The sequence below is a fragment of the Methylovulum psychrotolerans genome (genome assembly GCF_002209385.1).
GTDB classification, from domain to species: Bacteria; Pseudomonadota; Gammaproteobacteria; order Methylococcales; family Methylomonadaceae; genus Methylovulum; species Methylovulum psychrotolerans.
Genome location: NZ_CP022129.1, coordinates 3,140,267 through 3,158,669 on the forward strand (window position 1 = coordinate 3,140,267; position 18,403 = coordinate 3,158,669).

General features: G+C 49.7%; 20 protein-coding genes. 4 read left to right on the plus strand and 16 right to left on the minus strand.

All coding sequences use genetic code 11. From position 1 onward, the window contains the following. Nucleotides 1-3: 3 nt before the first annotated feature. Nucleotides 4-159: a hypothetical protein gene (locus CEK71_RS22690; protein WP_157679268.1), complete on the minus strand. Its 156-nt coding sequence runs from the start codon at nt 157-159 to the stop codon at nt 4-6. On the opposite strand from CEK71_RS22690, the gene glnE reads away from it, so the two are divergent. Then, a complete protein-coding gene (gene glnE, locus CEK71_RS14270) occupies nt 158-3,031 on the plus strand; it encodes a bifunctional [glutamate--ammonia ligase]-adenylyl-L-tyrosine phosphorylase/[glutamate--ammonia-ligase] adenylyltransferase (RefSeq protein WP_088620011.1) in 2,874 nt (957 codons plus the stop codon). The two genes, CEK71_RS22690 and glnE, sit on opposite strands and share 2 nt — an antisense overlap. 76 nt (nt 3,032-3,107) lie before the next feature. Here the strand turns inward: glnE and CEK71_RS14275 are convergent, their stop codons facing one another. The 9 genes from CEK71_RS14275 to CEK71_RS14305 form a co-directional block, all read right to left on the minus strand. Continuing rightward, nucleotides 3,108-4,196: a HupE/UreJ family protein gene (locus tag CEK71_RS14275; protein WP_088620012.1), complete on the minus strand. Its 1,089-nt coding sequence runs from the start codon at nt 4,194-4,196 to the stop codon at nt 3,108-3,110. Further along, entirely contained in the window at nt 4,193-5,404 is a 1,212-nt protein-coding gene (locus CEK71_RS14280; protein WP_088620013.1) for a tetratricopeptide repeat protein, read from the minus strand. The genes CEK71_RS14275 and CEK71_RS14280 overlap by 4 nt, the downstream gene beginning before the upstream one ends. Next, a complete protein-coding gene (locus CEK71_RS14285; RefSeq protein WP_088620014.1) occupies nt 5,385-6,593 on the minus strand; it encodes a DUF4331 family protein in 1,209 nt (402 codons plus the stop codon). The genes CEK71_RS14280 and CEK71_RS14285 overlap by 20 nt, the downstream gene beginning before the upstream one ends. A 173-nt stretch (nt 6,594-6,766) precedes the next feature. Beyond that, entirely contained in the window at nt 6,767-7,303 is a 537-nt protein-coding gene (locus CEK71_RS14290) for a hypothetical protein (RefSeq protein ID WP_088620015.1), read from the minus strand. Between the two features lie 76 nt (nt 7,304-7,379). Then, the gene (locus CEK71_RS22695; protein WP_157679270.1) at nt 7,380-7,556 is read right to left on the minus strand and encodes a hypothetical protein; all 177 of its coding nucleotides are present in this window, start codon (nt 7,554-7,556) and stop codon (nt 7,380-7,382) included. After that, the gene (locus CEK71_RS14295; protein ID WP_198328252.1) at nt 7,557-8,051 is read right to left on the minus strand and encodes a DUF3782 domain-containing protein; all 495 of its coding nucleotides are present in this window, start codon (nt 8,049-8,051) and stop codon (nt 7,557-7,559) included. Between the two features lie 337 nt (nt 8,052-8,388). Then, entirely contained in the window at nt 8,389-8,850 is a 462-nt protein-coding gene (locus CEK71_RS14300; protein WP_088620017.1) for a hypothetical protein, read from the minus strand. Beyond that, nucleotides 8,810-9,136, minus strand: a complete 327-nt coding sequence (locus tag CEK71_RS22700) for a hypothetical protein (protein ID WP_157679272.1) — start codon at nt 9,134-9,136, stop codon at nt 8,810-8,812. The genes CEK71_RS14300 and CEK71_RS22700 overlap by 41 nt, the downstream gene beginning before the upstream one ends. Nucleotides 9,137-9,426: 290 nt before the next feature. Then, a complete protein-coding gene (locus CEK71_RS14305) occupies nt 9,427-9,741 on the minus strand; it encodes a response regulator transcription factor (RefSeq protein WP_088620018.1) in 315 nt (104 codons plus the stop codon). Nucleotides 9,742-10,174: 433 nt separating this feature from the next. Here CEK71_RS14305 and CEK71_RS22705 point away from each other — a divergent pair, with 433 nt between their 5' ends. Together CEK71_RS22705 and CEK71_RS14315 are read left to right on the plus strand one after the other, a co-directional pair. Beyond that, on the plus strand, nt 10,175-10,567 hold the full coding sequence (locus CEK71_RS22705) for a hypothetical protein (protein WP_157679274.1): 393 nt from the start codon (nt 10,175-10,177) through the stop codon (nt 10,565-10,567). 44 nt (nt 10,568-10,611) lie between these two features. Then, the gene (locus tag CEK71_RS14315; RefSeq protein WP_088620020.1) at nt 10,612-12,300 is read left to right on the plus strand and encodes an NHL repeat-containing protein; all 1,689 of its coding nucleotides are present in this window, start codon (nt 10,612-10,614) and stop codon (nt 12,298-12,300) included. Between the two features lie 145 nt (nt 12,301-12,445). Here the strand turns inward: CEK71_RS14315 and CEK71_RS14325 are convergent, their stop codons facing one another. The 6 genes from CEK71_RS14325 to CEK71_RS14350 form a co-directional block, all read right to left on the minus strand. Continuing rightward, nucleotides 12,446-12,646 (minus strand): hypothetical protein, encoded by a 201-nt coding sequence (locus CEK71_RS14325; RefSeq protein WP_088620021.1) that lies wholly within the window; start codon nt 12,644-12,646, stop codon nt 12,446-12,448. Between the two features lie 88 nt (nt 12,647-12,734). Beyond that, a complete protein-coding gene (locus CEK71_RS14330; protein ID WP_088620022.1) occupies nt 12,735-12,923 on the minus strand; it encodes a hypothetical protein in 189 nt (62 codons plus the stop codon). Between the two features lie 17 nt (nt 12,924-12,940). After that, complete coding sequence (locus tag CEK71_RS14335; protein ID WP_088620023.1) at nt 12,941-13,744, minus strand: hypothetical protein; 804 nt, start codon at nt 13,742-13,744, stop codon at nt 12,941-12,943. Between the two features lie 483 nt (nt 13,745-14,227). Further along, a complete protein-coding gene (locus CEK71_RS14340) occupies nt 14,228-14,869 on the minus strand; it encodes a response regulator (protein WP_088620024.1) in 642 nt (213 codons plus the stop codon). Beyond that, nucleotides 14,866-16,173: an ATP-binding protein gene (locus tag CEK71_RS14345; protein WP_088621633.1), complete on the minus strand. Its 1,308-nt coding sequence runs from the start codon at nt 16,171-16,173 to the stop codon at nt 14,866-14,868. Before CEK71_RS14345 ends, CEK71_RS14340 begins: the two co-directional genes overlap by 4 nt. A gap of 16 nt (nt 16,174-16,189) precedes the next feature. Beyond that, nucleotides 16,190-16,864: a metal-dependent hydrolase gene (locus CEK71_RS14350; RefSeq protein WP_088620025.1), complete on the minus strand. Its 675-nt coding sequence runs from the start codon at nt 16,862-16,864 to the stop codon at nt 16,190-16,192. Nucleotides 16,865-16,970: 106 nt separating this feature from the next. Here CEK71_RS14350 and CEK71_RS14355 point away from each other — a divergent pair, with 106 nt between their 5' ends. Beyond that, a complete protein-coding gene (locus tag CEK71_RS14355; protein ID WP_088620026.1) occupies nt 16,971-18,341 on the plus strand; it encodes a phosphohexomutase domain-containing protein in 1,371 nt (456 codons plus the stop codon). The last annotated feature ends 62 nt before the right edge of the window (nt 18,342-18,403 follow it).

An 18,403-nucleotide genomic window follows, 5' to 3' on the forward strand; every position in this document is an offset into this window, starting at 1 on the left:
GGCCTAGCTTATAGTTTTTTTAAATTGCCTGGTGAGTTTAGTTTTAACAAGCAAAATATCCGCCAAGGCTTTTACAATACTATACCGACCGTTAATATTAATATCTGTGAGGTTTTTAGGTATGATAAGGTGAATTTTACCCAACTTTTCTTTTGCCATGTCACAAACACCCAAGCCTCCGCCTGAAGGGCCGACCTTACCCGCCGACTTACACTATTCTGTCACTCTGTTTATGCAGAAATGGCAGGAAAAGTTCAACACCCCCAATTCCGCTATCTATAACGCACCACAATTGCCGCCTAGTCTGCCCCAAATATGGGCAAGCAGTCAATTTGTTGCTGAAAGTTGCTTACGGCAACCACATTTATTATCGGATTTGCAACAGTCTGGCGATTTAGCCACGCCCTACACCGGGCAGACCTATCATGACAAACTCCAAACCCTTAAGCCCGCCGACGAAGCCGAACTGATGCGCGGGCTGCGGCAGTTCCGGCGGCGCGAAATGGTCAGGATAGCTTGGCGGGATTTGGCAGGCTGGGCACCTTTGGCAGAAACGTTAATGGACTTGTCCTTGCTGGCCGAAGCCTGCATCCAATACGCATTAGTGTTTCTGTACGGACAGGCCACCCGCAGACGCGGCACACCCGTATTGCCGGACGGCACCCCTCAGCAGCTGGTGGTGTTGGGCATGGGCAAACTGGGCGGTTACGAACTGAATTTCTCGTCCGATATTGATTTGATTTTTGCCTACCCCGAAGACGGCGTATTGCCCGACAAAAAAGCCACCAGCTACGGTGAGTTTTTTACCAAACTGTGCCAAAGCCTCGTCAAAGTGCTGGACGACATCACCGAAGAAGGCTTTGTGTTCCGTACCGACACCCGCTTAAGGCCGTTCGGTGACAGCGGCGCCATCGTCATGACCTTTGACGGCATGGAGCATTACTACCAAACCCAAGCCCGCGAATGGGAACGCTACGCCATGATTAAAGCCCGCCAAGTTGCAGGCGATATGGCGCAAGGCGCACCGCTCATGGCAATGCTCAATGCCTTTGTCTATCGGCGTTATCTGGATTACGGCGCGTTTGCCGAACTGCGGGCGCTCAAACAGCAAATCATGCAGGAATTGCGGCGTAAAGACCGCCCGGATAATGTCAAATTGGGCGCAGGCGGTATCCGCGAAGTGGAGTTTATCGGTCAAGCCTTCCAACTGATACGCGGCGGCAGCGAAAAATCCCTGCAACAACGCTGCATCCTCAGCGTCCTGCACAGACTGGGCGAACTGAACCTGCTCGCCCCCGCCGATGCCGAACAACTGGGGCAAAATTACGGCTTCTTACGGCGGGTCGAAAACCATATCCAAGAATATCAAGACAAACAGACCCATACCTTACCGACCGACCCTTTAGCCCAACAAAGCCTGGCCTTTTCGCTGGGCTATCCCGATTGGGCCAGCTTCACCGCCGAACTGGCTACCGTCAGGGCGCAAGTCCACGGCATTTTTGACCAAGTCTTTTCCCTATCCAAACAAGAGACAGGCGACAACCAAGCCCAACAGCTTTGGGCAGGCACAGCGGACACCGACTGTCTGCTCGCTAGCCTAAAGCATTACAGTTTGACCGACCCCGAAAGCGGCCTGACCGCCCTCAAGCACTTCAAACACGCCGCCGCCATCAAACGGCTCAGCACCAAAGGCGCGGCAGTGCTGGATCGGCTCATGCCGCTGCTGTTCGTAGGTCTAGCCAGCGTCAATAATCCCGACGAAACCCTAAAAAGGGTGCTGGGCTTATTTGAAGCCGTCGCAAGCCGGACGGTCTACCTGTCCCTGCTCGCCGAAAATCCCGATGCCTTAGCGCAAATGTTACGGCTGATATCCGCCAGCCTCTGGTTTTGCGACTCTCTGGCGCGTTTCCCCATTTTATTTGACGAACTGCTCGACCCCCGCGCCCTGTTCACCCCCTTGCAAGCCGACGATGTGGACGCACAACTGCACCATCTGTTAAGCCCTATTGCCGTCCAAGACCTCGAACAACTGATGATCGCCTTGCGCCAATTTAAACAGCAACAAGTGCTGAAAGTTGCCGCCGCCGACATCATGGGCATCATCCCGCTCATGGTGGTCAGTGATTACCTGACCGCCATCGCCGAAAGCATCACCCGGCAAGTGCTGCACCGCGCTTGGCTGCTCCTCACCGACAAACATGGCACGCCGCCGGACAGCGACAGCGATAACAGCGGTTTCGCCATCCTCGGCTTCGGCAAATTTGGTGGCATCGAACTGGGCTACAGCTCGGACTTAGATTTGGTGTTCATTTGCACTTACACCGACGGCAACGCCCTGACCAACGGCAACAAACCCATCCCTACTTGCCAATTCTATGGCCGCTTAGGGCAAAAAATCCGCCACATTTTCGATACCCGCCTGTTGTCGGGCATCCTCTACGAAATAGACCTGCGCCTGCGCCCCAGCGGCGACTCCGGCTTACTGGTCACGCACATCGACACCTACGAAGATTATCTGAAAAACCAAGCCTGGACATGGGAACATCAGGCCTTGGTGCGCAGCCGCTGCATCGCTGGGGATTTACGCCTAAAAACCACCTACGACGCTATCCGCTACCGCATTCTCAGCAAACCCAGGGTGTATGAGTCCTTAAAAACCGATGTCCAGACCATGCGCGAGAAAATGCGCACCGCTCTGGCCAGCAAAGCCGTCGGTAAATTTGACCTAAAACACAGCAAAGGCGGTATTGCTGACATTGAATTTATCGTCCAATTTTTGGTGCTGGCTTACGCCTTTAACTACCCTAGACTAACCTTTTACACCGACAACATGCGCCTGCTAGACAGCTTGGCCAGTACCGCAAAACTGCCGCAAAGCACCGTCGACACTTTAAAAACCGCCTACTGCTTCTATCGGGATAAAGGCCATAAACAAGCCCTACAAGACAACAACGCCTTAATCGACGCAACCGAGGTGGCGGAGCTGCGCCTATTGGTCGGGGGAATTTGGGATCAGTTATTGGGGGAATAACGGTCATGGCAGAGGTATTGAAGCGCGAAGGCCTTTACCTATAACCTAACAGCCACAAACGCCAGCACTCGAGACCTTACCCCACCGCCGCCCATAAATACACCATCCCTGCCAGCGAAATCACCAAAGAGCCGCCCCGCATCACCGCCAGCCGATACTGGCGCGGCTTATCGGCAGGACTAAAACGCGCCAGTTGTTGCAGGGCAAAAAAGATCGGCAAGACAATCACTTGATGCCCCAATTCCACGCCCAAGCTAAAAGCGGCAATCGCCCAGCCGATAGTCTGTACGGGCATTCCCGCCATTGCATCCAGCAAACCGCCCGCAAAACCTAGGCCGTGGAACAGGCCAAAAAAGAACACCGTCAACAACCGCAAACCACCACGGCTTTGCTGCGGCCAAAACACGTTGACCAAGGCGACCAAGACAATACTGCCCGCAATCATCGGCTCAACCACTGCCGAGGGCAAACGCACGATGTCCAGCACCGATAAGGTCAGCGTCAGGGTATGCGCCAAGGTAAAGACGCTAATGACCTTGATTAAATCCCAAAGCGTCACGGTCGCCAGCACCAAGGCGATGATGAACAGCAAATGATCGTAACCCGTAAGGATATGGTTAACACCGTGCGCCAGATAAGCGCCGAACATGCGGCTCAGATCGTTGGCGGAACTGTCGGCAAGCGTCAACGTTAACGGCTGTTTCGCGGTCAGTAACTGGCCTTGCTGCTGGGCTTGGCCTTGCGCCAACATCCGCACCACAAAACTGGCTTCCCACGGATTGCCGGGCGCGTACATAAATTCGTTGAGCAGATTCTGGCTGATGCGAAGTTGTTTGGGCGCTGCCGCTAATGGGTAAACAAAGGTGTAGAGGATATGCTCGCTGCCCGCTTCGCTGATGCCCTGCACCTGCCCCACCAATTCCTGTTGGTCGGCTTGGATATGGACATGCCGTAAGAAATACTGGGCATGTTCCCGCCAAGCTTCGGCTAAGGATTGGCTTTGGCTATCGGCAAAGGCGCTGCTGACAAACACCTCTTCAGTAGACACCTTCGCCTGGACAATTAATTGCCCAGACGCTACGTCAATAGCTAACGCGCCTTGGGAAACCGGATGGGCGAAAACCAGCACGGGCCATAGCAATAATAACATCAGGAATCTGTTCATCGGTGGGCATGAAAAGCGTTATACGATGGGTTAATCGCCACCGTTTGTTGAAGGAATTGCCGACCTTGGGCAAGCTCACCCACCCGTGAATAGATCAGCCCCGCATGGTAAAACAGATGGGCATCGCGGGTTTTTAACGCTAAGGCCTTCGCCATCATATCCCGCGCCTGGACAAAGTCACCGTGTTTATACAAAGCCCATGCTAAGGTGTCATAAGCATAAATGCTCTGCCGGATAGCCAAATCTTGCTGCGCCCAGCGCACCGCTTCGGCGGGGTTTTCTTGGGAATCGCTATAAAAACCCGCCAAATGGTGCAGATAATGGGCATTACCCGCCGCCACCGATTGCAAATAAGCCGCCAAGGCTTTAGCGTGCCACGGTTTCGCCAACTCGGCTTTGCCCATAAAGGCATAGACATCACCTAAAGCCTGAAAAAACTCCGCCCTGGGCGTTTGTTTAAGCACTTTTTGGTACAAAGCTATCGCCTCATCATAATGGCCTTGCGCGGCAGCCAGTTCGGCCAAATGCTCTACCGCCACAAAACTGTCCGGCTGTTGCTTTAAGGCCGCTTGGTAAAATTGTCCGGCCTGTAGCCAGTCACCGCTATGAAAAGACAACTCGCCTAAGCGCACCTTAAACCACACATCATTGCCTGCCCGCTTTAATAACGCGACTGCTTGGGCGGTATCGCCATGCAGCTCGGCCAGCCGGGCTTGCCGCGCCAACACAGGCGGCGCGTCTGCCCCTTGCTGTACCGCCAATTGTGTATAACTACGTTCCGCGTCCGGGTAATGGCCTAATTCCAAGTGCGCGTCACCTATGGTCGCTAAAGCCCCCAACTGGCGCGGGTCGGTGCGGTACGCTTGCTCCGCCAACACTAAAGCTTCGCTAAAATGATGATTTTCAAATTCACTGACCGCCAAAGCCGCCAAGCCGCCGACATTAGGCGGGGCAGGCACAGCCGCCAGCGAAGCGCGGGCGGCTTGTTCGGCGCGTTGCAAATAGACCAAATCCCCGGTCTCGCGCAGGTATTTGATATACAGCGCGGACAGGCGGTTATGGGCCGTAAAGTCCAGCGGGTCTTGCCGGGCGCGGGCTTCAAGAAACGCCAGCGAAGTATCCGCCGCGCCGCCGACCAGCGGCAGCGCGACTAATACCCAAGCCAAAACGGCAATGAGCGCACGGTTTTTAGTTGCGCGTATTGTCATCCAAAGTGCCTGTAGGAAGCGGCTGGTGTGAAGCGGCGAAGAACGGGAATTTATCACGGAACGTCACGTCATTGGCGTTGACATTGTCGCCGGTGGTCAAACCCTCGTTAGTGACCAAAAACAGCACAGTGTCGATCACATCATCAACGGGGCGGCGACCATTAGGAAAGCCTGCCCCGGCATTATTGCCGCCTTGTTTGCCACTATTGGCGACTGCCGTATCCAAACGTAACAAATCGCCGTGTGTCACCGCCACACCCGCCAAGATGCCGATATGGGTATTATCCGTACCTAAAGCAGTTAAGGTACCGACAATATCGCCCGCAAACATGCCCGCCGCATCATCAACGGTACTGGCGCGGTTATATTCATTTTTACGCGGGAACGGGACCAGCACGGTGTTGATGGTCGGCACACCCATACGGTCTATTGGCTGATACGCGCCAGAATTAACCGGATCAGCACTCGCTGAGCGTAAGGTATGGGTACTGCGCAACGTGGTGGCACTGACACCGATAACACTGCCTGCCGAACCTTTCAACAAACTGACAGGAACGCTTAAGGCGATCATTTGCGAGTTATAGCCCGCAAAAGTATCGCGGCCACGGCTTAATAAGCTAATATCGGGCGCACCGCCCAGGACGGAAGCGGCAAAGCGGTTAAAACCGGGAATGTCAAAAAAGAACGGGTCATCAACCACCCCGGCAAAAAAGGCTATCCCGGTCGCCGCGTCGGTTTTTACCGCAGGTGTAGGAGCGGTAGCGGCGGTGGCGGATGATACGGTGGTGGGGGCATAAAAGCCTAGTTTATTGGTACTGCCTTTAGTGACCAACTGAACAGTGGCGCGTTGGGATTTACCGCGCGAGGCCTGCTCGTTGAAATTCACCGTGATGAATTTGTCAGGATCGGCATCGCCAGTGTTTTCGATATTGAATTGATAGCGGACATTCGAGTCAAAGCCGCCGAGGTTGCCGTTTTCACCGGGAACGATAAAACCGTGGACATCAAAAGCCAAAATCACTTTGCTATTGTCATTCGGATCTAAAAACGCATACACATCGGCAATGTCACTGGCGACATCGGACTCCACTAAAGGGGCTTCGGCATGGTCGGCGGCAAACAACGGCGTGGATAAAGCCAACGCGACCGCTAAGGCCAACGTCGATAAAGGATTCTTAATGGGTTTCATGCTAGTTTCCTATGGGTTAAGGGATTAAAGACACCGATAGGAAAATAAAAACCATCCTATCACCTGTCTTTACGCCAACCTTTAGGAAATGGATGCAAAGGATATGAAATTTTTTTTAAAAGGAAACGGCAAAAAACGTTTATTTTGTTGGCTAACATGACAAAAAAGCCCGCTCATTCAAAATCAAGGCTGCACAAATGGTCAAAAAAAGCCTGTTTATTATGGGTATTTTCTTGTGGATAAAGGCGCATCAGTTCAGCATAGGCTTGCTGCAATTTCAGATGGGAACTGGCCACCAAAGGGTCGTTGGCATCAAACCCGTTCGTGCCAGATGGGCGTTGTTCCAGATAAGCTTGCTGCTCGGTGACGGCCTTAACCACCAAAAAATGCGCCAAAGCCAACCGTGCCGGGACAGACAAGCTTTGCAAACGCGGCAAAATATCGGCATAACGTCCGGCGACCGCTGCGCTTTCAGCTTGCGCCATCTGGCTGGAAACCCTTGCCACCAAAGCCAAGTCGGTCAGCTCAAAAAATAGCGCGAGAAATTCCGTCTCCTGCGCATCCATAATCGCGCTGGACACCGGATCAAACCGCGTTTGCTGATGCGGCACCGCACGGTAAGCCTGCTCAACCGTTAACGGCTCCGCCCACGCGCTGCCGACAATACCAATACCGACAGCGATTAATAAAACGAATTTATAGGCCTGCATCTGGATACCTTGTCGTATTAAAATGGAAATCTTCTTTCAGAGCTTACAGACCTGCGTAGAGTTCAACACCAGCGGCTTATGCTTGGGAAGCAGACCAACGTTGATAAATAGCCGCCAGCTTTTGCATATCGCCATCGTAAGTGAGCAATTCCAAATGGTAGTATTTGGCGGTGGCAAAATGCAGAAAATCAATCGCCACAAACTTGGAAAATATTAGCTTTACTGGCTCCACTATACTTTCTAAAACTGCCAATCAGCGTGGGCTAAAGCAAAACGGCTTAAAATCCTTGGGTACACATAATGAAAATTGCTCATCATGGATTTTGGCAAAATACAAACCTTGCGCCAATACTTTTTGCTGTAATTGTTGGCTGGCATCTACCGCCGCAAGAATGCCATAGAGTTTCTTATCCGCCAGTCCTGGAAACAGCACACGAAAATCACGGCATTGCTTCAACAACTGCTCAATGCCCTCTTCGCGCAGATGGCTTTTTACTTCCACGATAATCGCCGTATTGATTTCACCGTTCGCGTAAGCCAACACATCAATTTCCTGCTCATTACCGTTTTTATCCCTCACTCGCACACTAGGGTTGATAGTGGTCATGCCAAATTTTTCGGACAGAATTTTGGTCATGGAAGGCAAGGCTAAACCTTCGGTAAAACTGCCGAATTTATTGGCAATACCGCCAATTTGTTTGCTAAGCTCTTTAATGGCCTTATCGACCTCTTTACGCGAAGCCGCCAATTCTTCATTGAGTTTCTTGCGTGAAATTGCCGACTCCTAAGCCATTTTTTGATGGTTGATGGCTAAAACTAGCAACAAGGTCTTTTAATTCTTGGTCAGTCATAGTGATAGATTAAGGGGGGGGCATAAGAGTAGACGTTATTATACGCTAAACGTTGTAGCAAGAATCTTTTGCAATGCTCACCATAAAAGCGATCAAGTTCACCAACCGCTTTTTAATAGCCTGATTTAGAAAATTAAATAAAAGACCCGCCCGATGGCCTACGGCGAAGCCGCTTACCCATAAAAACAAAAACTTCGCCAGCCGGAATGGCGGCTAGTCCCTTTGATTGGCTTGTTAGAGGTTTGCAAGATCAACCTTTGACATTGGTACGGCACTTTCCATTACTATCTTTAGTGCTAGAGATGGATCAATAACGCTTTTGCCTGCCTCTATGGCTTCTTGAATTGCCAGGCCATAAAGGATTGGCCAATCGACAGGGTTGGGGCAAAACAGCTTTACTGTTGGAAAAAACAACGGCCAAATAGCTTTTAAGTAGTTGATTGGTGTATCACTAGCCCTATTATTCTCTGATATGCGGGGGATGCCAAACTGCTCACCACCCAGCACTGATGCAGTGTGTTGAAAAATTTCGTTGATATCAGGAAATTCATTAGCACCCGCACGCTGTGCGGCTCCAGCTGCCAAACCCCAAACGGAATGTTGATTGTTTGCAAGAGCATCATTTAACAGATCGCCAAAGAAGTACTGCTTACCATCATTGGTTGCGATGATTTGAAAAGCAGCTGTTTCCGGCATGTTTTTCGCTAAGGCTTGGGCACTGAAGATTGGCTTGGCATGAATAACCAGCTAAAGCACCTAAAGCGCATAGTAATGATTCGACATGAACACCTTTTTCGTTTTTCATGCTATCAAGTAAGCGCTGAAATATCTCTTTACCGCCAAGCTTTGCGCCCACTAGGGGATCATCTTTGCTTCGTTCGCGTATCGCATGAATTAGTGCCTCAGTTTTTGGATCCATCTGAGATTCCTTAAATTCCGGCGGTTTTGAGCCAGACAGCTTTTCAAACATTTTCTTAAACATCCGCAGTTTCTCCAAACAGGTAAATCAGGCGTGGAAGGGAATCCCTAACGTAATGTAGACAGCCTAAATGACGCAAAATATTGCGTCATCCGTTTATCCATAGTTATTTTAAAGATATATAGTTCTTTTCTTTTACAAACTTAGCGGAATTTAGCACATCCTATAACTTATGCAATACCCGCCAGATAATTTAGCTGCCCAGAAACCTAAGCAGTTAGGAAAATAAGTGCTTGGTTAAGCGCTTTGGCTTTTACTGTTCTCTTAGGAAATAAAAAACACCCAAACCACCCTCACCCCTTCATAACCCCCAACACCATAGCAATATGCACCAATTCGGCGACACTAGCGACCTTCAGCTTAGTCTTAATTTGCGTGCCGTAATTGGCGACGGCCTTATAACCCAAACACAACTCCTCGGCGATTTTATGGGCGGTCAGGCCTTTGGCCAGCAGCAAGAAAATATCAAACTCCCTAGCCGACAACGTATCAATAATAGCCCGATAATCGGCGGCTTGGGCAGCGGGCGGCGCGTTCAGCAAGCCTTGCTCGATATAAACCCCACCCTTGGCGATGGTTTGGATGGCCGCCACTAAGACATTAGGCACACTGCTTTTGCTTGGGAAGCCGCGCCTAAATTCTCCCTATAATTGGCTAAGCCCTTAACCAGCAATTCCCAAGCAATTTCTCCACCGCCAAACCTTACTTTTTCTCACAAACTCAACTATTCTTAAGCAAACATTAAATTTTGATAACCTAAAGTTTATGCTATTCGATCTGTTGTTTCCGCTACTGATGCTGTCATTTGGAACCCAGCTATTACAGCCTTGTATCCCAATCCTAATCAGCAAAAAACCTGCGCTAACAAGCAATACACTGAAAATCATCACAATGGTGCTGTTATACCAGTTTATACTAAGCCTATTATTAGCATCCCTTTTCTTAGGGGTCACCGCTTATGGGAGAACATTGGGGGCTATCACCTTTGGTTCCAAGCTTTTTTACCTAAGCCTTTCTATATTGGTGATAGCGACTGTGCTAATGGTAATTTCAAGCCGTTCTCTTTATCAAAAAGATCTCACCAGTTGCACTTTAGCTGGCATACCTATCCAGTATCTCCGGCCAACACTGTATAAAGCCCTAGATAATCTCGGCTTGCATTATCAAGAAAACCTTTGCCAAATTACCTTACCTGATTTGGCTATCGCCATAGAAGTCCGCTTAAGTGATCACGCCATTTGTTTTCGGGTAGCCCAACCTATCGACAAAATACTGCTAAAGCGCTTATGCCGGGCGTATCAAGACCAATATGCCGCCGATGCTGTACCGCTCCTAAAAAACCGGAGCATTATGGCAGGGCTTACCGGAATAGCTTGCATTCTGGGTAGTGTGTTTTTAATGGTTAACTGGGCCGCCACTCATTTTAGCCATTAAATGCCAGGGCTTGTTTCCGTACCCCCCCCTCCAAAGGAAAGACTATGAACCAAAACATCAAACCGCTGACCGCGTTACTGATACTGCTGTTCTTTGGCGGCTTGCTGTGGGGAAAATTTGCCGCCCATAATGCCGCCGTTTCAGTGCTGACCTTTTCGCATCTCCATAAGCATCCTAATGGCACCGCCTATATCATGCTGGACAACCAGTTGTTCGGCTTTAACGACCAAGCACTGCTAACCAGCCACATCGACTTAGCGAATTTTGGCATAAACAGCGGCACAGCCCTCACCGACTTCGCTTTTTTTGCCAATGGCGACCTGCTGATCCGCCGCCATGTTAAAGACAACGGCCTTGTGTACAACCTACAACGCTATTTGCGCCTAAAAAACATGCAGGACGAACACAGTACCGATGCAAACAATGGTTTATTCCGTTGCGATCCGGGCAATTTTCACTGCCTAGCCTTTACCAAGCCGCCACTCAATTTAAACGATGCTTATTCACTGGCCATAGACTGGCAAACCGATCAGGTGTTTATTGCCGATACTTCCAGACACATAGTGCGTTTGTTTTCCGGCACAGGTGAAGAACAGGACACCAAAGAGGGCTTCCTTTTCCCAAACCAAGTCTACTTTCAGGACAACAAGCTGTATATCGCCGATACCAACCATCATCAACTCAGCGTTATCGGCGTTAACGGCAACCGCTTCGGCGACGTTAAGACATTTATGCCCGCCAACACCGCAGACGGTATCGCCAAAGGCGATGTCTGGCCATCCGGCTTTTTATTGACCGAAGGCCAATGTTGGATACGCAACGCCAACGACAATATGGAATTTGGCGGCATTTATGTCTTTAAAGATAACGGCATATTCATCAAACAGCTAACCTTACCTGCCAAGGCCGACCCTTTCGCCCTCTTAAGGTTGGGCGATAAAGTTCTGGTCAGCGATTTTAATTTAGATGCCATTCATCAATTCGACTTAGACGGCAAAGCGTTGGCTGACTTCCAACACCCTATTTTTAACGGCTTGCTGGCAAAACTTAGCGGACAAAAAACTGACTATCAAAACATCGACTTGGCTTTTACCATCGCTTTCGCGCTCTGCCTGATCGGCGGCTTTGGCTACGCGCTATACCAAGAATCCAAGCAACGTCCTGAAACCATTATTGCCGAAACACCACAAGACCTGCCGCCGCCGACACTGGATGGGCTTGACATCTATTGGCTAAAACCACGCTTTAGCTATATTGCCTTGCTCTCTTCCTTACCTATTCTGTTAATAGCTTGGCTAGCGTTTATAAAATACCTGATCAATATGCCGCTGATGGATTTTATCGGCAAAATCTACCCCGTATTTTTCGCCTTTATTGTATTAGTGGTATTTTCAATCCGCCAATTAAGCCAAAAAATCGGCATTAGCGACCAGTTTTTTATTGTCGCATCTAGCTTGGGCAAACCTGCGCTCTGCGCAAAAACACACATTCTTTACAGCGGCAAATTTATCGCCATCGGCACCTGCATCCTCAACCTCAAACAGTTGTCCTATCAATTTAGCGAGGATGAGCTTGGGCAATGGCTTTATCCGGCGGTCAAACAAGGCCGTCAAGTTGACTTATCTGTTATCACAAGCTTGGCGTTAAGGAAAAAAAGCGTTTGGTTAACCGTGTTGGTTTCTAGCGTGTTCTTAGCCGGTTTCTTCGTTTATTTAGGGATCAAAAACGGCTAAGCCACTTTCCCCCAACACCATAGCCTGACGAATCGTCAGGCAAAATGATCGGCTTTTAGCAGTTGAAAATTTTTTTTGGCGAGACTACGAATTTCCACAGGAAGACATTCATAGCAAGCCCAAAAGCTGGAAGCCGTTTTGTGTTTCAAAGGTCTTTCGTCAGTCCGGCTTCATGTTCGGCAAGCGCCGCGTTGATAAGAAAATCTAGTTTTCCGGCATTGGAATCGTCTTTCAATTTTTTATCCCAACGTGATTGATCGAATTCAATAAGCCAATCGCGGAGCTTTGAAAATGAAGCGTCATCTAATTCCGCAATATGTTGCTCTAATAGCTCTATTTGAATCATAAATACCTCGCTTTATAAAAGTCGGGCAACGATTGATCCGTTGCTCAAACCCTTTGGCTCTTATCGCCCAAACTTATAAACCTGCCGATCAGCGTGGGCTAAAGCAAAACGGCTTAAAATCCTTGGGCACACACAATGAAAATTGCTCATCATGGATTTTGGCAAAATACAAACCTTTCACCAATACTTTTTGCTGTAATTGTTGGCTGGCATCTACCGCCGCAAGAATGCCATAGAGTTTCTTATCCGCCAGTTCTGCAAACAGCACAAACATCATGTTTTCATTATATTTTTCTATTTTTTTAACGACTCATTCATAACCAACTCGGCATAAGCTGCTTGTCTGGCTTTCTCATACGCTTCCATTTTTTTCTTATAAGACATATAAGGATTTATTATGTCCCATATTTTTACAGTCAAAACAAAGCATATAAAAAAAGCAAAGATAAAATAAAGCCCACTCACGAACAAATTATTTTCCATAGCTTTTGTTATGAATGCTGTAACCATAGCTACTATAAAACAGATATTCAAAATAATAATAGCTCGCGTAAAGTCTTTATTTTCTGGTTCTTCTATCTCGCTATCAACTTGCGCCCAACGGCGACGCTCTATAACCGTTTCTTCTTCCGTTTTTATTGCCAGTTTTCTTTCTGCTTCCAATTCTTCGTCAGTCATTGGCGGTTTGCCAACCATATCCAAAAGCCAGTGATAGGCCTCTAAACTCGTTAGAAAAACATTCATTGTAGAACCGTCATTGAATGTTAGCCCTGCCGTCAATTGTGTATTTCTGACTTCAGTGATCACTGAATCAATGGCAGATGTTTTTTTTCCCGTAGTGCCGCCTATGACTGCACCAGCCCCGCCAAGAATTATGCCACCTACGATAGCTCTACCAACTGCACTATCCGTATCTGATGTGGTAATTGACTGTCCAGATTCGAACCTAGTGCTTGTGCTTGAGTCCACCAAAATCTGCAATTTTGACAGCGTATCTAAACGGACACCGTTTAGTAGAAAAACACCATGTGTTTTAAACATCCGCTCAACTTTCGCAGGAACGCGGTTTCCATTCTGAAATACAAAAATACCGTCCATAATTTATCCTCATTTTTTTGTTGTTTTCCATCACTCTGCTCTAACGTTCCAAGAACAGTTACCCTTAGTAAGGACGTGTAATGTAATGCCTTGATGTTAAATCTCGTTTAGTAGTAACCACCCATAAAAAATTCAAAGTAATGTAGACAACCTAAATGACGCAAGGTATTGCGTTATCCATTTGCTCATAGTTATTTTAAAGAGGTACAGTTCTTTTCTTTTATAAACTTGGCGAAATTTAGCACACCCTATAACTTATGCAATACCCGTCAGGTAATTTACCTGACCAGAAACCTAAACTGTTAGGCCAAGTCAGGGAAAAAATCCGCTTTAAGCATTACAGCATTCGTATAGGACAGGCCACACGGATTGGATTAGGCGATTTATCCTGCATTTTGGCAAGCGGCATCCGAGTAAAATGGAGGGGTGTTTCTTAGCCGACTTCTTCCTTTATTTAGCGATAAAAAAACACCCAAACCGCCCTCACCCCTTCATAACCCCCAATACCATAGCAATATGCGCCAATTCGGCGACACTAGCGACCTTTAGCTTAGCCTTAATTTGCGTGCCGTAATTGGCGACGGTCTTATAACCCAAACACAGTTCCTCGGCGATTTTATGGGCGGTCAGCCCCTTAGCCAACAGCAGGAAAATATCGAACTCCCTAGCCGACAACGTCTCAATAATAGCCCGATAGTCGGCGGCTTGGGCGGCAGGTGGCGCGTTCAGCAGGCCTTGTTCGATGTAAACCCCACCCTGAGCGATGGTTTGGATGGCGGCGACCAGAATGCCGGGCGCACTGCTTTTGGTGATGTAACCTTTCGCACCCGCCGCCATGGCGCGGTTAACGTAGACGCTTTCATCGTGGACGCTAAACACCAGCACTTTTGCTTGGCTGTCGCGTTGGCAGATACGGCGCAGGGTTTCCAAGCCGCCGATGCCGGGCATGGACAAATCCAATACCGTCACATCCGGTTGCAGTTCCCAATACAACTGGCAAGCGGCCTCGCCGCGTTCGGCTTCGGCCACTACCATTAGCGTCGCCTCCGAGGCCAATAACAGCCGGAAGCCCGCACGGACAATGGCATGGTCATCAACTAACAAAATTTTGATAAGTCCGCTCATGATAAGGGAATAATGGCACTAATCCGCAAGCCTTGTTGGGCTTGGGTGTTGATGGAAAAATCGCCGCCTAAGCTTTTGATGCGCTCGCGCATACCCAGCAGACCAAAGCCCGCTTTCAGGTTGGCAAGCGTACAGCCTTGGCCGTTATCGGCAACCTCCAAGCATAATTGCTTACCGTCCCGAATCTCTAAGCGGACGCTCGCCTCGCTGGCTTCGGCATGGCGGACGATGTTAGTCAGGCATTCTTGCACAACCCGAAACAATTGGATGGTCATAGCGGTCGGCAGCAGATCAACGGCATCGTCACAATGCAGCGTCACCGCTAAACCGGGCTGGCGGTCTGCCCAGTGGTTGAGTAAATCTTCCAGCGTCGCCTTTAAGCCCAGTTCTGCCAACACCAAAGGGTGCAAGTGGCGCATCATGGAACGCACCACAGCAATCAGGTGGTCGCAGATACTGATAATGGTATCGGTGATCTGTCCGGTGTCGGCCTGGGGATTTTTGGCAGTCACCGCCATCACCTTAATGGCCGTCAAAGATTGCCCCAACTCATCATGCAACTCTTGCGACAAATGCTGGCGCTCCTCTTCCTGAATCTGCAAAGAATGCAGGGTCAAGGCGGTGTTTTCCTGTTGCGCGGCATCCAGCACTTCGGTCAAATGGTTAATGGCCTTGGCGATTTGGTCGTATTCCTGTATGGCAAAATCGGGCAGTTTTTGCCGGTAATGGCCTTGGCCTATCGCCGCCACCCCATCAACAATCACGGCAATGGCCTGAAAAGCCTTTTTAAACACCAGATTGACGGCACAAAACGTCAACAGCGCCATCACACATAACGACACGAAAAACGCCCGGCTTTCCTTCCATGCCTCGCTGATTTCGTCTATCGGGTCCGCCCTAATAATCAGCGTCAATTGTTGCCCGTCGGCGGTGGTCACTTGTTGGCCGACATCGGGGTATTGCGCCGACACCAAGCTGACAAACCAAGTCGGCGGCGCGTCGCTGATGTGTTTGGGTACGGCACTAAAGCGCAGCACTTCGCCGCTGGCCTTCTGCAACTGGATATGTAAGTGGCGGGTTTGCTCCAGCGACACAAAACGCGGCAACCAAGTGCCGACATCAACCGCGCTCTGCCCGCCCTGCGGGAAGTTCAGTTGGATAAGCTGGGCGGCAAGGTTCAGCGACGAATCTATCTCCTTGCTGACCGCTGTCCGTGCTTGCCAAACGGCGACCGCACCGCCCAGCACCAAAATCATCAAGCTAGTCAGAATAATGCGCAGGTTAATTTGATGGCGTAAACTCATAGGCACCCCCCAACGGCTAATGGATAACATGCCACTGGCTCAAAGCAATAGCTTGCCAGACCTGCTTGGTGGGTGGGGCAACCCATGCCAGTAAGGCCGTTGCCGCCAATAATAATAATGATACGGAAAAGTTCCTATAATGGTATAGCTTCAAAGCCGTACCAAACGATTTTTTCATGCGCTTATTACTTAAATCAACACTGTACAGCTCATCTAAGAGCAAATGGACAATAAAGCCAAAGGCGACAAATAAACCGTTCAACCATACTTGCAACACACTCCAATGCAGTAAATAATAGCTGATATCCGCCGCCATTAGGCCAAAAAACGCCGCCGCCAACAGCGAGTGGAACACGCCGCGATGCTCGGTGAAACGGTTAAATAAGGCGAACAGGCCATAGCGCGTCAACGGATACGCCGCCAACGCCAGAGCCAGGACTATATAAGCATCATAGCGGTATTGTAGGGTTTTAGCGGTTAGGCTCACCGACATTAACGCTAAGACGGTAAATAAGAGGCGCACTGGCCTGGAATTACTGGCATCAATGTCCGGTAACATGCCGCCGACTGTCCCTAACAAGGTCAGCCACAGGGTTTGATCCATGCTAATTAAGCGTATATACGCCATCAGCGAAGCCGCTGCCGCACTGGCAACGGCGGCTACAGCGACATGGGTTTTAAAGTTTGCCATAAATTCTGTTGAAAGGGCGCGGGTAAAATGTATTGGTCATAAAATAGTTGCCTATTATACTGGCGGATGCTTACTGATATTTTCTTAATACTCTACTATAATTCTAATGATGCCATTAACTTGCTTTAAAGCCTATGATATTCGCGGACGCTTACCCGATGAGCTGAATGCCGACATCGCCTACCGTATTGGCCGCGCTTATGCCGAACACCTCCAACCTAAAGCGGTGATTGTTGGGCGCGACATCCGTCTGTCCAGTGACGAAATGGCGGCGGCTCTCAGCCAAGGCCTAGTGGATGCAGGGGTTAACGTCTATGATATTGGGCTATGCGGCACCGAAGAAGTTTATTTTGCCACTTTCGCCTACCAAAACCAAGGCGTGGCAATGGACGGCGGCATTATGGTCACTGCCAGCCATAACCCCAAAGACTATAACGGCATGAAGCTGGTGCGCGAACTCAGCAAACCGATTAGCGGCGATACCGGCCTGCATGACATCAAAGCACTGGCCGAGCGCAACGCCTTTGCCGCCCCCAGTGCGACACCCGGCACCATCACAGCGATAGACATCAGTGCCGCCTATACCCAACATTTATTGGGCTATCTGGGTGGACAACCGCTGCGGCCTTTAAAAATCGTCGTCAATGCGGGTAACGGCGCGGCCGGACATGTCATCGACTGGTTGGAACCTGCCTTGGCTCCGTTAGAATTTATTAAGATCCACCATGCCCCGGACGGCAACTTCCCTAACGGCATCCCTAACCCGCTGTTGCCGGAAAACCGCGCCAGCACCGTCGCAGCGATTGTCGGCCAACAAGCGGATTTGGGCATTGCCTGGGACGGCGATTTTGACCGCTGTTTTTTCTTTGACGAAACCGGACGCTTTATCGAAGGCTACTACATCGTCGGCCTGCTCGCTGCCGCCTTCTTGAAATTGAACCCCGGCGCGAAAATCGTCCATGACCCGCGCCTGACCTGGAATACTATCGATATTGTCGACAGCTTGGCCGGCACCGCCATCCAAAGTAAAACCGGCCACGCTTTCATTAAGGAACGGATGCGTAGCGAAGATGCCGTGTACGGCGGTGAAATGAGCGCCCACCATTACTTCCGCGACTTTGCCTACTGTGACAGCGGCATGATCCCCTGGTTATTGGTCGTCGCCTTAATAAGCCAGACGGGCAAATCCTTATCACAGCTAGTGGACGAACGGATGCGGCTCTTCCCTGCCAGCGGCGAGATCAACCGCACTATCGCTGACCCGGCGGCAATTTTGGCCAAAGTCGGGCAACACTACCAAGCGGATGCCTTAGCCGTCGATTTTACCGATGGCCTAAGCATGGAATTTGCCCAATGGCGCTTTAACTTGCGTTGCTCAAATACTGAACCACTGGTCAGGCTCAATGTCGAATCCCGCAACGACACCCCGTTGATGCAGGCGAAAACAGCCGAGCTATTGGCTTTATTAAGCGCTTAAACCAGCCCTAAAAGCACTTTCCCATTAACATAATGCCTTTTGATAGCTTAAGCCATAAGCGA

Excerpts from the sequence above, each read along its gene's own strand:
- CEK71_RS14300 (WP_088620017.1), bottom strand. The coding sequence starts at position 8,850 with ATGCCGGAAACAGCTGCTTTTCAAATCATCGCAACCAATGATGGTAAG.
- CEK71_RS14355 (WP_088620026.1), top strand. The coding sequence starts at position 16,971 with ATGATGCCATTAACTTGCTTTAAAGCCTATGATATTCGCGGACGCTTA.
- glnE (WP_088620011.1), top strand. The coding sequence starts at position 158 with ATGTCACAAACACCCAAGCCTCCGCCTGAAGGGCCGACCTTACCCGCC.
- CEK71_RS14290 (WP_088620015.1), bottom strand. The coding sequence starts at position 7,303 with ATGCAGGCCTATAAATTCGTTTTATTAATCGCTGTCGGTATTGGTATT.
- CEK71_RS14350 (WP_088620025.1), bottom strand. The coding sequence starts at position 16,864 with ATGGCAAACTTTAAAACCCATGTCGCTGTAGCCGCCGTTGCCAGTGCG.
- CEK71_RS14280 (WP_088620013.1), bottom strand. The coding sequence starts at position 5,404 with ATGACAATACGCGCAACTAAAAACCGTGCGCTCATTGCCGTTTTGGCT.
- CEK71_RS14325 (WP_088620021.1), bottom strand. The coding sequence starts at position 12,646 with ATGATTCAAATAGAGCTATTAGAGCAACATATTGCGGAATTAGATGAC.
- CEK71_RS14315 (WP_088620020.1), top strand. The coding sequence starts at position 10,612 with ATGAACCAAAACATCAAACCGCTGACCGCGTTACTGATACTGCTGTTC.
- CEK71_RS22690 (WP_157679268.1), bottom strand. The coding sequence starts at position 159 with ATGGCAAAAGAAAAGTTGGGTAAAATTCACCTTATCATACCTAAAAAC.
- CEK71_RS14275 (WP_088620012.1), bottom strand. The coding sequence starts at position 4,196 with ATGAACAGATTCCTGATGTTATTATTGCTATGGCCCGTGCTGGTTTTC.
- CEK71_RS14335 (WP_088620023.1), bottom strand. The coding sequence starts at position 13,744 with ATGGACGGTATTTTTGTATTTCAGAATGGAAACCGCGTTCCTGCGAAA.
- CEK71_RS14330 (WP_088620022.1), bottom strand. The coding sequence starts at position 12,923 with ATGATGTTTGTGCTGTTTGCAGAACTGGCGGATAAGAAACTCTATGGC.
- CEK71_RS22705 (WP_157679274.1), top strand. The coding sequence starts at position 10,175 with ATGGTAATTTCAAGCCGTTCTCTTTATCAAAAAGATCTCACCAGTTGC.
- CEK71_RS14285 (WP_088620014.1), bottom strand. The coding sequence starts at position 6,593 with ATGAAACCCATTAAGAATCCTTTATCGACGTTGGCCTTAGCGGTCGCG.
- CEK71_RS14345 (WP_088621633.1), bottom strand. The coding sequence starts at position 16,173 with ATGAGTTTACGCCATCAAATTAACCTGCGCATTATTCTGACTAGCTTG.
- CEK71_RS14340 (WP_088620024.1), bottom strand. The coding sequence starts at position 14,869 with ATGAGCGGACTTATCAAAATTTTGTTAGTTGATGACCATGCCATTGTC.
- CEK71_RS22700 (WP_157679272.1), bottom strand. The coding sequence starts at position 9,136 with ATGTTTAAGAAAATGTTTGAAAAGCTGTCTGGCTCAAAACCGCCGGAA.